Annotated in this window: 14 protein-coding genes and 1 tRNA gene; 7 read left to right on the forward strand and 8 right to left on the reverse strand. The window is 63.1% G+C overall.

Annotated features, from left to right (window positions below):
• The first annotated feature begins 81 nt into the window (after positions 1–81).
• The 6 genes from NLN62_RS18940 (at position 82) to acdA (ending at position 5,128) form a co-directional block, all read left to right on the forward strand.
• The gene (locus NLN62_RS18940; protein ID WP_254109817.1) at positions 82–498 is read left to right on the forward strand and encodes a VOC family protein; all 417 of its coding nucleotides are present in this window, start codon (positions 82–84) and stop codon (positions 496–498) included.
• Positions 499–1,241: 743 nt separating this feature from the next.
• Entirely contained in the window at positions 1,242–1,628 is a 387-nt protein-coding gene (locus NLN62_RS18945) for a hypothetical protein (protein WP_254109818.1), read from the forward strand.
• A gap of 9 nt (positions 1,629–1,637) precedes the next feature.
• A complete protein-coding gene (locus tag NLN62_RS18950; protein WP_254109819.1) occupies positions 1,638–2,294 on the forward strand; it encodes a TetR/AcrR family transcriptional regulator in 657 nt (218 codons plus the stop codon).
• A gap of 2 nt (positions 2,295–2,296) precedes the next feature.
• Positions 2,297–3,295 carry an MDR family oxidoreductase gene (locus NLN62_RS18955; RefSeq protein ID WP_254109820.1) on the forward strand — a complete coding sequence of 333 codons (999 nt, stop codon included), beginning with the start codon at positions 2,297–2,299 and terminating at the stop codon, positions 3,293–3,295.
• Between the two features lie 17 nt (positions 3,296–3,312).
• Positions 3,313–3,888: a peroxidase-related enzyme gene (locus NLN62_RS18960; RefSeq protein WP_254109821.1), complete on the forward strand. Its 576-nt coding sequence runs from the start codon at positions 3,313–3,315 to the stop codon at positions 3,886–3,888.
• Positions 3,889–3,901: 13 nt separating this feature from the next.
• The gene (acdA, locus tag NLN62_RS18965; protein WP_254109822.1) at positions 3,902–5,128 is read left to right on the forward strand and encodes a 3-sulfinopropanoyl-CoA desulfinase; all 1,227 of its coding nucleotides are present in this window, start codon (positions 3,902–3,904) and stop codon (positions 5,126–5,128) included.
• Positions 5,129–5,152: 24 nt separating this feature from the next.
• Here acdA and NLN62_RS18970 read toward each other — a convergent pair whose 3' ends face one another.
• Positions 5,153–6,085: a LysR family transcriptional regulator gene (locus NLN62_RS18970; protein WP_254109823.1), complete on the reverse strand. Its 933-nt coding sequence runs from the start codon at positions 6,083–6,085 to the stop codon at positions 5,153–5,155.
• Positions 6,086–6,170: 85 nt separating this feature from the next.
• Here NLN62_RS18970 and NLN62_RS18975 point away from each other — a divergent pair, with 85 nt between their 5' ends.
• On the forward strand, positions 6,171–7,115 hold the full coding sequence (locus tag NLN62_RS18975) for an MBL fold metallo-hydrolase (protein WP_254109824.1): 945 nt from the start codon (positions 6,171–6,173) through the stop codon (positions 7,113–7,115).
• Positions 7,116–7,326: 211 nt separating this feature from the next.
• Here the strand turns inward: NLN62_RS18975 and NLN62_RS18980 are convergent.
• The 7 genes from NLN62_RS18980 to NLN62_RS19010 form a co-directional block, all read right to left on the reverse strand.
• A tRNA-Arg gene (locus NLN62_RS18980) sits at positions 7,327–7,403 on the reverse strand.
• Positions 7,404–7,558: 155 nt separating this feature from the next.
• Entirely contained in the window at positions 7,559–10,669 is a 3,111-nt protein-coding gene (locus tag NLN62_RS18985) for an EAL domain-containing protein (RefSeq protein ID WP_254109825.1), read from the reverse strand.
• A 184-nt stretch (positions 10,670–10,853) separates the two neighbouring features.
• The gene (locus tag NLN62_RS18990) at positions 10,854–11,939 is read right to left on the reverse strand and encodes a branched-chain amino acid ABC transporter permease (RefSeq protein WP_254109826.1); all 1,086 of its coding nucleotides are present in this window, start codon (positions 11,937–11,939) and stop codon (positions 10,854–10,856) included.
• Complete coding sequence (locus NLN62_RS18995) at positions 11,936–12,946, reverse strand: branched-chain amino acid ABC transporter permease (RefSeq protein WP_254109827.1); 1,011 nt, start codon at positions 12,944–12,946, stop codon at positions 11,936–11,938. Before NLN62_RS18995 ends, NLN62_RS18990 begins: the two co-directional genes overlap by 4 nt.
• Positions 12,943–13,665: an ABC transporter ATP-binding protein gene (locus NLN62_RS19000; protein ID WP_254109828.1), complete on the reverse strand. Its 723-nt coding sequence runs from the start codon at positions 13,663–13,665 to the stop codon at positions 12,943–12,945. Before NLN62_RS19000 ends, NLN62_RS18995 begins: the two co-directional genes overlap by 4 nt.
• Positions 13,662–14,426, reverse strand: a complete 765-nt coding sequence (locus NLN62_RS19005) for an ABC transporter ATP-binding protein (RefSeq protein ID WP_027523971.1) — start codon at positions 14,424–14,426, stop codon at positions 13,662–13,664. Before NLN62_RS19005 ends, NLN62_RS19000 begins: the two co-directional genes overlap by 4 nt.
• A 70-nt stretch (positions 14,427–14,496) precedes the next feature.
• Positions 14,497–15,678 (reverse strand): substrate-binding domain-containing protein, encoded by a 1,182-nt coding sequence (locus NLN62_RS19010; RefSeq protein ID WP_156944412.1) that lies wholly within the window; start codon positions 15,676–15,678, stop codon positions 14,497–14,499.
• Positions 15,679–15,688: the final 10 nt, after the last annotated feature.

The raw sequence follows: 15,688 nt of genomic DNA on the forward strand, positions 1-15,688 counted from the left end.
CCGCCACGCGCTGCTGTTGGTAAGGTTGCGACACCCTCGCGACGTGACGGCCAGCTTGTCGCATTTGGCTTGGTATGAGCGATGAATCGGCATCTTTCCCTCGTCAGCCTCATAGTCGCGGACTATGACGAAGCGATCGCCTTCTTCACCGGTGCCCTTGATTTCGAGCTCTGCGAGGACACGCCGCTCGGCGGCGGCAAGCGTTGGGTGGTCGTCCGCCCACCGGGCGGCGCCGGCTCCGGCCTGCTATTGGCGCGGGCAAACGGTCCGGCCCAGGTCGCGCGCATTGGTGACCAGACCGGGGGCCGAGTCTTCCTGTTCCTGGAGACGGATGATTTCGATCGCGATCATGCGCGCATGATCGCAGCCGGTGTGCGGTTCGTTGAGGAGCCGCGGCATGAGGCGTATGGCGTCGTCGCGGTTTTCGAGGATCTCTGTGGCAACCGCTGGGACCTGATCCAGCGCAACTCGATGCACGGCTGCGAGACCAGCCCTTAGCCGACGCCGCCGCCAAGAGGCGGTTTGCTGCAGCGCGTTGTGAATGCCCCGCCGGTGAGCGGCTAGTTGTTTGGGACTAGTCGTTTATCTCTAACTCTCATGTCCGGCTTGGCGTTGGGGATGCGCACTGGGATTCTTGCCTGGCACGATCGTATTGGCCGTGTGTCTAAGCAGGAGCCGACGACAATGAATTTCCGCACGTTCTGTCTTTCATTCCTTGTTGTGAGCGCGTTGGTCGGCGTCGCGCATGCCGACACTGACGCCGCGAACCCCGCTTTGCCGATCATCATCGGTCCGCTACCCCCCGTGCACGTCGGGCCTCCTCCGATGCCGTGGTGGCCGCCACATATCCCTGTCGATCCGGTGCCGGTCCATCCGTGGCCGCCGCTTCCAGCGCCACATCCGATTGTTCCTGGTCAGGGGTGCGTGCCGGCGCCGGGCACAGCTTGCCCGCTCTGAGGCAGACACCGTCCGCTCGCGTCAGCCATAGCGCGACATATGCGCAAAGTACCGGCACGGCCTTGATAAAGGGCTGCAGCTAGTCGGATGACCCCGTAGCCGTGTGGTCCGCACCCGGTAGGGGAAACCTCAGGGCGCAAGAGTCGGAGTCGGCCGGCGTGATCGTGGTGTTCGAGCCGAGGAAGCATTGAGCGAAGCTTTGCGCTGCCCGATGGAGGTGGGCCAGCTTGCTGGCGCGCCACGGCCGATGAAGATGGGCACTACTGCTTCGCCGTGGCGCTATGATGAACCATCCCGATTTGCCAAAAGCCATCCTGACTTCGCCGTTGCCGCGAGGTCATCCTCATGTAAACGCCTTAGAGGAAGCGATGTTTGCAAGCCGTATGCGCGTCGGCGCCGGCGCTCTTGTCGTCTCCGGGGTCCTGTTCGTGATCTACCCGGCACTTCGCCCGTTCTCCGACGAGAGTTCGTTGCTGGGCGCCGCGGCCTTTGGGTCTGGGGCATGGCTGGTTTCGCACATGCTTGCCATTGTGGCGTTTGCCTTGTCGCCGCTGGGTTTGCTGGGGCTGCAATACTCTCTACTCGGGACATCGGCCGAACCGCTGCTCTTTCTCGCCGTCCGTGCGCTCGACGGTGGCACGGCTGTTGATTTTACAAGACGAGCGGTCTAATAAATCGCTGTGAAAGCGATTTTGCCATCAACAGGGCCCCGTCGTCGTGGTCGCCCGCCCAAGGACCAATCGCGGCCGGACGCGCCGCGCGCACGGCTGCTACGCACCGGCGTCGCGATCCTGACCGAGAAGGGCTTCAGCGCCGTTGGAGTTGAGGAGATCCTGGAAGCTGCAGACGTGCCAAAAGGGTCATTTTACCACTACTTCGACAGCAAGGACGCCTTCGGTCTCGAGCTCATCGACGCCTATGCCGACTATTTCGCACGCAAGCTGGACCGATGGTTCGACAATACGGAGCGCGCTCCCCTCGACCGTCTCCGTGATTTCATTGCGGACGCACGGTCGGGGATGGCGCGGTACCGCTACCGGCGCGGCTGTCTCGTCGGTAATCTCGGACAAGAGATGGGCGTTCTGCCAGAGCCGTTTCGAAAACGCCTAGCTGCCGTCTTCCGGGACTGGGAGACGCGGACGTCCCGGTGTCTGCGCGCGGCGCAGGAGGCGGGCGAGATTTCCACGGGCATCGACTGCGAAGGCCTTGCGCAGTTTTTTTGGACCGGCTGGGAGGGGGCGGTGTTGCGCGCCAAGCTCGAACGACGTCCCGACGCGCTCGACTTATTTGCCGACGGCTTTTTTGCCATCGTCCACGCAAAGTGTAAGGGGAGTTGAAGGTGGGTACGAATTTCAAAGCCATCCTGATCGAGCATGATGGCACTCGGCAGTCGGTAAGACTGGCCGAGCTTCCTCGGGACCGGTTGCCTGAGGGAGATGTGACAGTTCGCGTTGCCTGCTCGACGTTGAACTATAAGGATGCGCTGGCCATCACGGGAAAGAGTCCCGTTGTTCGTAATTTTCCTATGATCCCCGGCATCGATTTCGCGGGGACCGTCGAAGAATCCTCGAAAGCCGACTTCAAGCCAGGCGACCGGGTCGTGCTGAATGGCTGGGGCGTGGGCGAGCGGCATTGGGGCGGGTTGGCCGAAGTTGCCCGGGTGAAGGGCGATTGGCTGATCCCTTTGGAGCCGGCCTTTTCCTTGGCTCAAGCGATGAGCATCGGGACGGCCGGTTACACTGCCGCGCTCTGTGTGATGGCGCTTGAGCGCCACGGCGTTACGCCGGGAAGTGGCGAGGTGCTCGTGACCGGCGCGGCAGGCGGTGTGGGCAGCGTCGCAACGGCGCTACTCGCCAAGCTCGGTTATGAGGTGGCCGCAGTTACAGGGCGTCCTGAAGAATCGGACTATCTCACGAAGCTTGGTGCCAAGCGCATCTTGCCGCGATCGCGGTTCAGCGAACCGGGGAAGCCGCTCGCGAAGGAAGAATGGGCCGGCGCGGTCGATGTGGCCGGCGGGCAGGTGCTCGCCAACGTCTGCGCATCGATGAAGTATCGTGGTGTGGTCGCGGCCTGCGGTCTCGCCGCCGGCATGGGCCTGCCGGCGACCGTGGCCCCCTTCATCCTGCGAGGCGTCACACTCGCTGGCATCGACAGCGTCATGTGTCCTCGCGAGGAACGCCGCGAGGCGTGGCGGCGACTTGCCCGCGACCTCGATCCTTCTCTTCTTGATGCGATGACCGAGCGCGTGCCGCTCGAAGCCTGCATCAGCGTTGCAGATCGTCTCATTGCGGGCACGGTGCGCGGCCGCGTAATCGTGCCAATCTCCAACGAGCAATAATTTAGGGATCCAAAGTCATGACCCAAGCCCTTGCAGTCAGCCGCTTCCCCGTTCCCGATCTCGCCGACATGCCCGACGACATCCGCAGCCGCATCCTGGCCGTTCAAGAGAAGTCGGGCTTCATCCCGAACGTCTTCCTCGTGCTCGCGCACCGACCGGACGAGTTCCGCGCGTTTTTCGCCTATCACGACGCGCTGATGGACAAACCCGGCAATCTCACGAAAGCCGAGCGCGAGATGATCGTGGTCGCAACCAGCAACCTCAACCAGTGCCAGTATTGCGTGGTGGCGCATGGGGCGATCCTGCGAATCCGTGCCAAGGATCCCCTGATTGCCGACCAGGTCGCCGTCAACTACCGCAAGGCGGACATCACTGATCGCCAGAAAGCGATGCTGGATTTCGCCGTCCGGGTCTCCACCGAGGCTCAGAAGGTCTCCGAGAGCGACTTCGCCACGCTGAAGTCGCACGGATTCACGGAAGAGGACATGTGGGACATCGCTGCGATCTCGGCCTTCTTCGGCCTGTCGAACCGGCTTGCCAACGTCACAAGCATGCGTCCGAACGCCGAGTTCTACGCCATGGGCCGCGGCTGAGAGGAGGTACGCCATGGAGCTTTCATCGGAGCAACTGGCGCTGAAGGAAAGAGCCGCGGCGTTCTCGAACGGGCTGCTGCGCAAGCGCGGCGCCGAGATCGATCAATCGCGTGAATATCCCTGGGACGTCGTCGAAGCGCTGAAGACCGAGCGCTTCATGGGAATGACCATTCCGAAGGAATACGGCGGCCAAGGCCGGAGTTTCCTTGATACGGCATTGGTCATTGAGGAGATGGCACGCTCCTGCACAGTCTCGGCACGCATCGTCGTTGAAGCCAACATGGGTGCCATCTCGACCGTCATGGCGTACGGCACCGATGCGCAGCGCCGGCGCGCCGCCGATCTTGTATTGGCAGGCGACAAGCCCGCCATCTGCATCACAGAGCCAGAGGCAGGCAGTGACGCGAGCGGAATGAAGACCCGGGCTGACAAACGCGGCAATCGCTACGTGCTCAACGGCAGGAAGCATTGGATCACCGGTGCTGGCGTGTCGCGTCTGCACCTGATTTTCGCCCGGGTTTTCGATGAGGGCGGCGAGGAACTCGGCGTTGGCGGCTTCCTGGCGGTGCGCGGGGAAGTCGAAGGACTGCGGATGAGCAAGCGCGAAACGACCATGGGGCTCTGCGGCATGCCCGAGGGCGAGCTCATATTCGAAGATCTCGAGATCACGCCAGATATGGTGCTGCTGCCCCCGTCGGGCTTCAAGCGCGGTTTTGCCGATCTCATCAACGCCTATAACAGCCAGCGCGTCGGCGCGGGCACCGTCGCCATGGGGATCGCCGCCGGCGCCCTGGAGCACGCGGTCGAATGGGTCAGGACGCGCGAACAGTTCGGGCGGCCGATCGGCGAGTTCCAGGGCCTGCAATGGATGCTAGCTGACATGCAGACCCAGCTCACGGCGTCCCGCCTGATGCTGCATGCGGCAGCATCCTCGCGCGGTCCGGGCAGCGCGTTTCCCGACCCGATGCTCGCAGCGCAGGCAAAAATCTTCGCGTCGGAAGCCGCGATCAAGATCGTCAACGACGCGCTGCAAATGTTCGGGGCACGCGGCTATTCGCGTGACTTTCCGCTTGAGCGCATGGCGCGCGACGTGCGCATGTTCACGATCGGCGGCGGCACCGCACAGGTTCTGCGCACGCTCGTCGCCAGCAAGGTTCTGGGCTGGAAGCTGCCGCAGACCCGCGATGGCTACACGATACTCGAAAACCAACTAGATCGAGATCTAGGATCAAAGCCATGACCTTGAGATCGTTGGCGTCACCATTCAGGGTTTCTTCGCGCCTTGGCTCTTCCTCAGATCAGCAAACTCTTGCCTGAGCAGGTCCACGACCGTTCTGACCTTGGGTAGATCCGCCATGCGCTTGTGGCAGATGATCGTGAGTTCTGCGCGGAGCGAGGTTGGAAGTTCGAGCTTGAGCTCCACGAGTTCGCCCGGTCGTTTGAGCCGATGGGAAGTCTTCAGAAGGATCATCGCGCCGACGCCGGCCTGGCAGGCCGCGACCTGTACGCTGTAATCGTCAGATGTGAAAGCAGGACGAAAGTCCGGGATCCTGGCCGCGAGCTCCGGATTCGGGCTCGTCATCTCGCGCTCTCCCGCCCATGCGATCCAATCGAGGTCGCGGAAACCGTATTTCGCGGGCAGTCTCCGCGCGTAGTCCCTGCTCGCGTAGGCGCCGATCGGAACGACAACTTCATCGACTGTGATCAGATCAGGATCATCGGACGGGTATCTCCTGAGCGCGATGTCCGCCTCGCCGAGCGAGAGGTTCAGGCGTTGCGTGCTGGCCAGAACCTCGAGAGTGATCTGTGGATGCTTTCTCTTGAGCTTTTCCGCGATCGGAGCCAGGAAATCGAAGGCGAATGAAGGTACCGCCGCGATGCGTACGCGGCCGCTCACGGGTGAGTTCTTCGCATCGAGTGAGCGGGCAGCTTCCGTCGCCCATTGCGCCATACCTTGAGCCGCGGGAAGTAGCCTCGCTGCGGTTTTCGTCAAGGTGATGCCCAGGTCCTTGCGGACGAAAAGCGGCTCGCCGAGCCCGTACTCCATCTCTGCAATCCTCCGGCTCAAAGTGGGTTGGCTCACCTTGAGGCGCCGTGCGGCGCCGCTCAGACTCCCCGCGTCGCAAACGGCGAGAAAGATCCGCAGGTCATCCCATTGTAGTTCCACCTTCTCACTCCCCAGTCCGCGGTCATCCATTTATGTATGGTGACATAGGAAGTTAGGCGATTGCTATTCTGCCTGTCGAGGGCAAAAGGAGCGCCAGAAATGAGGAAAAACAATCATGCTCCGCAAGCCAGGTCTCTTTTTCATTGGCGCCTTTGCCATCGCCGTACTTCCCGCGTGCACGCAAACCTCGCATCCGGGGAAGCCCGCCGATCTCGGAAAGCCAATCAGCTCGGCGGCCATGGAAGCCTTGATCGATGAGCCGGGACCGATTGAGCTCAAGACGGTCGTTGGCGCGGATTGGATTGCCGATCTTTCGGGGCTGCTCAATCTGAACGATCCAAAAGCCGTCCAAGCTGGATTCAAGGATCACGAGGAGTCGATCAAGGTCTATGCGCATGTGGTGCGGCATCCGACGCAGGGATTTTTCCTGGTCGATACCGGTGTTTCAAAGCGGCTGGTGGAGGATCCGGCGAGCTTGGGGGTCGGATGGGTTCTGAGAAAATTCGCCAAGATTCAAAGGATGCAGGTTCGGGAAGACACGTCGTCGGTCATCAAATCGGAAGGCGTTCCTCTCAAGGGTGTGTTCATGACCCATCTCCATCTCGATCATATCTCCGGCATGCCTGATGTTCCGAAGGACATTCCGATCTACACAGGCCGCGGTGAGCCCGAATATTCGAGCCTTGTGCATATGGTCGTTCAGGGGACGGAGGACAGCCTGCTTGAAGGAAGGCCCCCACTTCGGGAATTCCAGTTCTCGAAAGATCAGGATGGGAAATTCGAAGGGGTGATCGATGTCTTCGGTGATGGTTCATTCTTCGCGATACAGACCCCGGGACATACTCCGGGCCATGTCTCCTATCTCGCCCGCACACCAACAGGTCCGGTGCTCCTGACGGGCGACACAGCCCATACGCGTTGGGGGTGGGAGAACGACGTCGAGCCTGGGACTTACACGGACAACCGAGAAAGCGAACGGAAGAGTTTGCTCGCGTTGAAGGCCCTGAGCGAACGTCACCCGAAGATGATTGTGAAGCTGGGTCATCAGCCTCTGGACTAAAGGGCAGCTAGTAACTGGTCCACAAGCTCAAGGCGCGGCTCGAGCATGGTGAGGCAGCAATTAGGCCTCGCCTCAAGCCGCCGCCCGTCACTTGCCGCTGAGGCATTCGTGGACCTGCTGGTGGTCGAGGGCCCCCCTGCGTGACGCCGCTTGCCTGCTCTGACAGGGCGAGCACATTCAGCAGACAATCGTGATTGCGCATCGATGATGTTGGCGCACCCGACACGATTCGAACGTGTGACCTTTGCCTTCGGAGGGCAACGCTCTATCCAGCTGAGCTACGGGTGCAGCGAGCCTCATTTAGCTGATTGGCGCGGGGTCGGCAACCTCTGGCCGGCGTCCTTCTCAGCCCCGGGGCGGACCCGCGCCGCCGGGGCCGGAACCTCCCGAATCCCGCGATCGAGGCCGGCGAATTCGGTCTTGGGGAGGCGGGAAACGCCGCTTCAGGCCACCGCTGCCACTTGGGCGCTGCGCGGGCCGAACAGCTTTCGCACGTCGCTTGCGGCCTTCGGCGCGCTGAACAGGTAGCCCTGCATCTCGGTGCAGCCGAGGGCGCGCAGCATCTCACGCTGCGCTTCGGTCTCGACGCCTTCGGCGACGGTGGTCATGTTGCTGGCGCTGGCGATGTTGACCACCGCCTGGACGATGACGGGCGCGCCGCTGGTTTCCGCGATGTCCGCGATGAAGCAGCGGTCGATCTTGATCTTGTCGAACGGGAAGCGCTTCAAATAGCTCAGCGAGGAATAGCCGGTGCCGAAATCGTCGAGCGCAATGCGCACGCCGATCGAGCGAAGCTGATGCAGGATCGAGAGCGCGGCCTCGTCGTCGCGGATCAGCACGGCCTCGGTGATCTCGAGTTCGAGGCGGCACGGATCGAGACCGGACGCGGCGAGCGCGCCGGCAATCTTCAGAGCCAGCGTCTCGCATTTGAGCTGCACCGGTGAGACGTTGACGGCGAGCCGCACATGGCGGGGCCAGCTTGCGGCCTCGGCACAGGCCGTGCGCAGCACCCAATCACCGAGCTCGTTGATCAGGCCGGTGTCCTCAGCCACGGGAATGAACTGGGCCGGCGAGACCATGCCGCGCTCGGGGTGATGCCAGCGCAGCAACGCCTCGCAGCCGGAGACCTCGCCGGAGCGCAAATTGACCAGCGGCTGGTAGTGGAGCTCGAAGCCGCCCTCGACCATTGCCTGACGCAGGTCCTGCTCCATGGCAAGGCGCGCCTTGGCACAGGCATCCATCGCCGGCACGAAGAAGCGATAGGTGCGGCGGCCTTCCGCCTTGGCGCCGTACATCGCGAGGTCGGCATTCTTGATGAGCTGGTCGAGATCGGTACCGTCCTGCGGCGCCAGCGCGATGCCGATCGAGGCATCGGTCGAGAGCTGATGGCCGAGACAATGGTAGGGCTGCCGAATCGCCTCGTGGATCCCTGTCACGAAGGCCAGCACGTCGGCGGATGTCTCGATCCCGGTCTGGATCACCGCGAACTCGTCGCCGCCGAGCCGCGCGATGAGGTCGCCCGGCTTGAGGCAGGTGCGGATGCGGGCCGCGACCGCCTTCAACAGCTCGTCGCCGACGTGATGGCCGAGCGAATCGTTGATGCCCTTGAATTCGTCGACGTCGATATAAAGCAGCGCGAACCGCCCGCCACCCGCGACCTTCTCGAGCTCGCGCTCGATCTGCTCGCGGAACAGCAGGCGGTTCGGCAGATCGGTCAGCGCGTCGTAATGCGCCATATGCGCGATCTTCTCGTCGGCGCGGCGCCGCTCCGTCACGTCCTCGATGACGTTGATGATGTAGCGCGGCTCGCCACCGTTGTCGCGGATGCCGATACGCTTGGAGATGACGTAGCGATGGCCACCGGTCCTGGTTTCCCAGGCCTGCTCACCCAGGACCAGGCCCTCGGGCGACTGCAGCAGGCTGTCGTCCTCGCAGGTAACGGTCTCGGCGTCTGCCGGTGGAAGAATGTCGAAGGCCGTCTTGCCGACAATCGTCTTGCCCGATTCCCCGAACACCTCCTCGGCAATCCGGTTGACCAGCAGATATTGCCGCGTGCGGGCGTCCTTCACCGTGATCTGCGAGGGGATATGGTCGATGATCTCGCGCAGGAAGGTGTAGTTGCGGTCGCGCTCCTGCTCGAGATTGCGCCGTTCGGTGATCTCCTCGATCGTGGCAACCCATCCGCCCTGCGCAAGCGGGGTGTTGATGACCTGGAAGGCGCGGCCGTTCGAGAATTCATGGATTCTCGTCGAGACCTTGCCCTCGGCGACGATCTTCATGACGCCGGCGCAAAACTCCTCGACGTTGCCGTCGAACGTCCCGCGCTCCTTGCGATGATGCATCGCCTCGTGGATGTGGCAGCCGGGCTTGATGACGTCCGGGGACAGGCCGAACATGTCGGCATAGCGCCGGTTGCAGGTGACGATGTATCCGTTGGCGTCGTAGAGGATCAGGCCCTGCGACATGTTGTTCAGGGCGGTATCGAGCCGCAGTCGTTCCGCCTCGATCCGCGCTTGCGTCTCGCGGTTCTGGCGGCTGATCTGGCGAATGATGAGATAGAGGATGAACGCGATGATCGTCGCCACCAGCGTGGCCGCTGTTATCATGAAGCGGGTTTGCTCGTGCCAATCCGCAAGCGCCGATTCCGTCGTGTTGGTGGCGATGACGATGATCGGGAAATGCACGAGCGACGCACCGGCGCCCAGCCGCCCCACGCCGTCGACCGGACTCTTCTCGATCCGCACCGTCTGCCGACCGCCCTTGGCCGCGATCTTCTGCAGCAGCGGTGCGTCGGCGTAACTCTTGCCGATCAGCTTTTCGATGTGCGGGTACCGCGCCAGCATCGTGCCGGCGCTGTCGAACAGCGATATGGCGGCGCCACTTCCGAGCGCAACGGAGGAGAAATATTTCTGATAGCTCGCCGGATCGATCCGGCGCACCATGATGCCGAGGAGCCCGCCCTGCGGGCTGGTCAGCCGACGGGCCACCACCGTGGTCCATTTGTCGATGATGAGACTGCGCACCGTCTCCAGCAATACAGGCTCTGACTGGGGATTGGATTTGAAGGTCTGGAAATAGGCTCGCGACGAGATGTTGATCTTCGGCAGCGGCTCGTTTCGCGACCAGTTGATGATGTCGCCGTTGATGTCATAGATCGCGATGTCGCCGAGATAGTTCACGGCGCTGATCTTGTTCGCGAGCATGCGATGGGCTTCATCGCTCGACATCCGCTCGCGGAACACCTCAGGCGAAGAGATGTCGGCGAGCTTCATCTGCGCCACCAGATCGGCGGCGACGGTCTCGGAATCCTCGAACTGCTGATCGAAATGGCGGGTCAGCAACACGACGGTGTTCTCGAGCTCGCGTTCGTTGTTGACGAGGGCGCGCTCGCGGAAATCGTCGATCACCATGGTGGTGACGACGAAGATGCCGGCCACCAGCAGCGCGCCGCACAGCGTCAGCCACAGCACGGGTCCGCGCCGTACGGCAGCGTCCCAGCCGCCCCTTGTGGCGGTGGCTATTCTGCTCGTGATCGTGGACGACATCAGGCGCATTCCCCCTCCCAGGGGAAACATGCATACTATGCACAAATGGCCTAACCCTTAGGAAAGCCGGTTATTTAAGGCTTAACCGGGCGGCGCCACTGTCCGGGTCGATGGCGACAGCGGACTATCCTGCTTCGCCTTCAGCTTGCGCGTTACACGCGTGAAACGGAGCAACCGCGGTGTTAACGCCGACTTAAAGCGATGCGTCTTTGGTGGGCTTGGCGTCGGCATTGCGCAGACGCCCGACCACGCCGGTCGGAAAGAAGTAGACGCTGGCAATGAAGAGCAGCCCGAGCCACAGCAGCCAGCGGTCCGGGTGCAGCAGGCCCGGCAGCAGCGGCAGACCGGCATCGGCCGCCGCCTTCGAGGCAACGCCCATCAGGGACTGAAGATAGTTTTGCGCGAGGATGAAGATGGTCGCCCCGATGATCGCGCCGTAGATCGTGCCCATGCCTCCGATCACGACCATCAGGAGAATATCGAGCATGATCGAGAAGCTGAGCGAGGTGTCGGGCCCGGCGTAGCGTAGCCACAGAGCGTTGAGAATGCCGGCGCTGGCGGCGACCAGCGCCGCGAGGCAGTTGGCATAGGTGAGGTGGAACACGGTGCGGAAGCCGAGCGCCTCGGCGCGAAAACGGTTCTCGCGGATCGCCTGGAGCACGCGGCCGAACGGCGAGTTCACCACGCGCAGCAGCGCGAGGATCATCAGGGCTGATGCCGCGAAGACGAGGTAGAAGGTCAGGGTGCGGCCGTTGAACTCGAAACCTGCAAAGCTCTTCGGGATCAGCACGGTGCCGGGCCGCAGCAATTCCGGCAGCTGAAAGCTCCGCCCGTCCTCGCCGCCGGTGAGCCAGGAGAGCTGCGAGGCCAGCACCTGGAACGCGGAGGCGACCGCGAGCGTGATCATGGCGAAGAAGATCGCCGCCACCCGCAGCGAGAACAGTCCGATCGCGAGCGCCAGCAGCGCCGCGAGCGGCAGGCCGATGACGATGCCGGTTGCGACTGCGCCCCAATTAGGTCCCATCGAATAGAGCGCGATCGCGATCGCGTAGCTGCCGATTCCGTAGAACATGGTGTGGGCGAACGACACCGAGCCGGTATAGCCGAGCAAGAGGTCATAGGAGGCAACGAGCGCCGCAAAGATGCAGATCTTGGCCGCGACGTTCATCGCCTTGGCGCCCGGGAACAAATAGGGCGTCGCCGCCAGCGCCAGGATAATGACGACGAGAATGAGGGTGAGAACGCGGCTCCGCGGTGGGTCGCCTGACAGGATCATCATCGGCTGGTCACCGCATAGAGGCCGCGCGGCCGCCACATCAAAACGGCGACCATCAGCAGGATGTTGGACACGAGGGCGAGCTTCGGCACCAGGAAGCCGCCGTAATTGGCGACCATCGCGACCAGAAGCGCGCCGATGAAGCAGCCGCCGATCGAGCCGAGCCCGCCGATGATCACGACGATGAAGATCAGCACGGTGAGATCGTCGCTCATGGAGGCGTGGACCTGCTCGCGATAGAGGGCCCACATCACGCCACCGAGGCCTGCAAGCGCCGAACCCGTCATGAACACGCCGAGGAACAGGCGGCGGATGCGATAGCCGAGCGCCTCCACCATCTCGCGGTTCTCGACGCCGGCGCGGATCAGAAGCCCGAGCTTGCTGCGGTTGAGCACGAGCTGGATCGCGATGAAGACGACGAGGCCGACCAGCATCGCGAGCAGGCGGTATTTTGCGATCGCGACGTCGCCGAAGATGAACGAGCCGCGCAGCGAGGTCGGCAGCGGCAGCGGGATGATCTGCGGGCCCCACACGGCATAAAGCGTCTGCTCGGCGACGATCAGGCCACCGGTCGTCATCAGGATCTGCTTCAGGTGCTGGCCGTAGACCGGGAGAATCAAGATGCGCTCGACGACGAGGCCGAGCGCACCGGACACCGCCATCGAGAGCAACGCGGCCGGCGCCAGCACGGCAAGGTTCATCAGAAGCGAATCCGCCTGCATCGCGGCGGCAAACGGTAGCAGGATCAGAGTTGCCACATAGGCGCCGACGGCGATGAAGGCGCCGTGGCCGAAATTGAGCACGTCCATCAGGCCGAACACCAGCGTCAGGCCTGAAGCCATGATGAAGATCATCATGCCCATGGCGAGGCTCGCGACAGTCAGCGTCAGCCAGGAGCTGGTCGAGCCGACGAAGGGAATCATGACCAGCGCGAGCGCAATTGGAAGCAGGATCGGCGCGATGTCGCGCTTGGGCTTCGGCAGCGGATCGGTTGCGGCAAGGTCGGTCATTGATGCGCCTCCAGGCTCAGGCCGAGCAGCCGCTCCTGGAGCGGCACGTCGGCGGCGAGCGCCGCCATCTCGCCGCGATGGACGATGGTGCCATTGTCCATCACCAGCACGCTGTCGCCGAGCTCGCGGGCGGCAAAGAAATTCTGTTCGACCAGGAGAATCGTCGCGCCCTTGCGCTTGATCTCCTTCAGGCACTCGATCAGCGCCATGACGATGGCGGGCGCCAGGCCTTTGGTCGGTTCGTCGATCAGCAAGAGCTTGCGCGGCTCGATGATCGCGCGGGCAATCGACAGCATCTGCTTCTGTCCGCCTGAGAGAGAGCCGGCGCGCGACAGCCAGAACCGACGCAGCGCGGGGAAGAAGCCAAAAATCCAGTCGAGTTGGGCGTCGTCGAGCGGATCGTCGCGCGCTGCGAGCACCAGGTTCTCCTTCACCGTGAGGTCGGAGAACACCGCCATGCTCTCCGGCACGTAGCCGACGCCCAGCCGGGCGATGTCGGGCGTGGCGCGGCCTTCGATGCGCTCGCCGGCGAGACTGATCTCGCCGCTGGAGGCCTGCCACAGCCCCATGATGGTGCGCAGCGTCGTGGTCTTGCCGGCGCCGTTGCGGCCGAGCAGCATGGTGGTCTGCCCCTGGGCGACCGCGAGGTCGATGCCCTGGAGGATGTGATAGCGGCCGATATGGGTGTGCACGCCGGAGAGTTTGAGCAGATCGGTCATGCGGCGCTCTTCGGGGCAACGCCGAGATAGGCTTCCTGCACGATCGGCGAGGCGATCACCTCGGCCGGCGGGCCGTCGGCGACGAGCTGGCCGTTATGCAGCACGATGATGCGGTCGGCGAGCGAGCGCACCACATCCATCTTGTGCTCGACCAGGAGGATGATCTTGCTCCTGTCCTGCTTGAGTTGCGCAATGAGGTTGAGCACTACCGGAACCTCGTCGATGCTCATGCCTGCGGTCGGCTCGTCGAACATGAAGACCTTCGGCTCCAGCGCGATCATCAGCGCGACCTCGAGCTTGCGCTGGTCGCCATGCGAGAGCGCGGTCGCGGTGACGCCGCGGCGGTTGCCGAGCGCGACCTGGTCGAGGATGCCGTCTGCGCGCGCGATCATGTCGCGCCGCACCATCCAGGGCCGTAGCATGTCATAGTGCGTGCCGTTCGCCGCCTGCACCGCGAGGCGGACGTTCTCTTCCACCGTCAGGGTCGGAAACAGGTTGGTGAGCTGGAACGCGCGGCCGAGACCAGCGCGCGTGCGCAGCGGCGCCGAGTGCTCGGTGATGTCGGTGCCGTCGAACAAAATGCTGCCGCTCGACGCGCGCAACTGGCCCGAGATCAGGTTGAAATAGGTGGTCTTGCCGGCGCCGTTCGGTCCGACGATGGCGGTGAGCTCGCCCGGGCGGAAGCTGCAGCTCACATTGTTGACCGCGACATGGCCGCCAAAGCGGATGGTCAGGTCGCGCGTCTCTAACGTCAGGGCCATCGGGAGAACTCTCGGATCATTCACGGAAAGTCCTCTCCCCGCGAGAGATCGCGGGGAGAGCAAGACAGCATCACCGCTTGTTGCGGATCGGAACGTCCATGTCCTCGATCTTCAGCTCGCGCACCGGCTCGAGGATGGCCCAGGCGACGTTCGGATCGACCTTGACCTTGAAGTGATACATGCTCTGGAGCGCCTGATGGTCTTCTTTCCGGAACACCATCTTGCCCTTCGGCGTGTCGAACTCCATGCCTTCCATCGCCGTGATCAGCTTCTCGGTGTCGGTCGACTTCGCCTTGGTGACGGCGGCAACGACGGACATCGCCGCGGCAAAGCCGCCCGCGGTGAAGAAGTCCGGCGGCGCGTTGAAGCGCTTCTGGTGCTCGGCAACCAGCCAGTCGTTCACCGGGTTCTTCGGGATGTCGTAGTAGTAATAGGTCGCGCCTTCCATGCCCGGCAGCGCCTTGTAGGCGGCGAGCGCCGGCAGGATGTTGCCGCCGGTCGAGAGTTCGATGCCGTAACGCTTCGGATCCATGTCCTGTAGCTTGGCCAGCGGATTGCCGGCGCCGGCCCAGATCACCCAGATCACCTTGCGGCCCGGCTTGTCCTTCAGCGCGTCGAACAGGCGCTGGCCGACGGCGGTGAAGTCGGTGGTCGAGGTCGGGGCATATTCTTCGGCAGCTAAGGTCGCGCCGGTCTTGGCCAGCGCTTCCTTGAAGGCGGCGACGCCGTCACGGCCGAAGGCGTAGTCCTGCGCCAGCGTTGCAACGGTCACGCCCTGCTTGCCGATCGCGACCGCGTTGGAGATCGCGTCCTGCGAGGAGTTGCGCGCGGTACGGAAGATGTAGCGATTCCACTTCTCGCCGGTAATCTGATCCGCGACGGCGGGCTCGACGATCAAAATCTTCTTGTTCTCTTCGGCGACGGGCAGGATCGCGAGGGCCGCGGCCGACGACGTCGTGCCGATCGCGATGTCGACCTTGTCGTCCTGATAGGCTTCGGCGAGCGCAGCTTTCGCTAGGTCCGGCTTGCCCTGGTCGTCCTTGGTGATGATGACGATCTTGCGACCGTCGAGCATCATCGTGCCCTTGGTGGCGTATTCAAAACCCATTTGCAGTCCGGTCTCGGTCTGCTTGGCATAAGCCTCCAGCGGGCCGGTCTTGCCGTAGATCAGCGCGACCTTGAGATCATCTGCGCACGCTGTGGTGGCCGCGGCGAGGCCAAGAATCGTTGTTGCTATGGTTGTTGTTATGATGACTGGTAAA

Origin of the sequence: Bradyrhizobium sp. CCGUVB23 (genome assembly GCF_024199885.1) — a bacterium.
GTDB lineage: Bacteria > Pseudomonadota > Alphaproteobacteria > Rhizobiales > Xanthobacteraceae > Bradyrhizobium.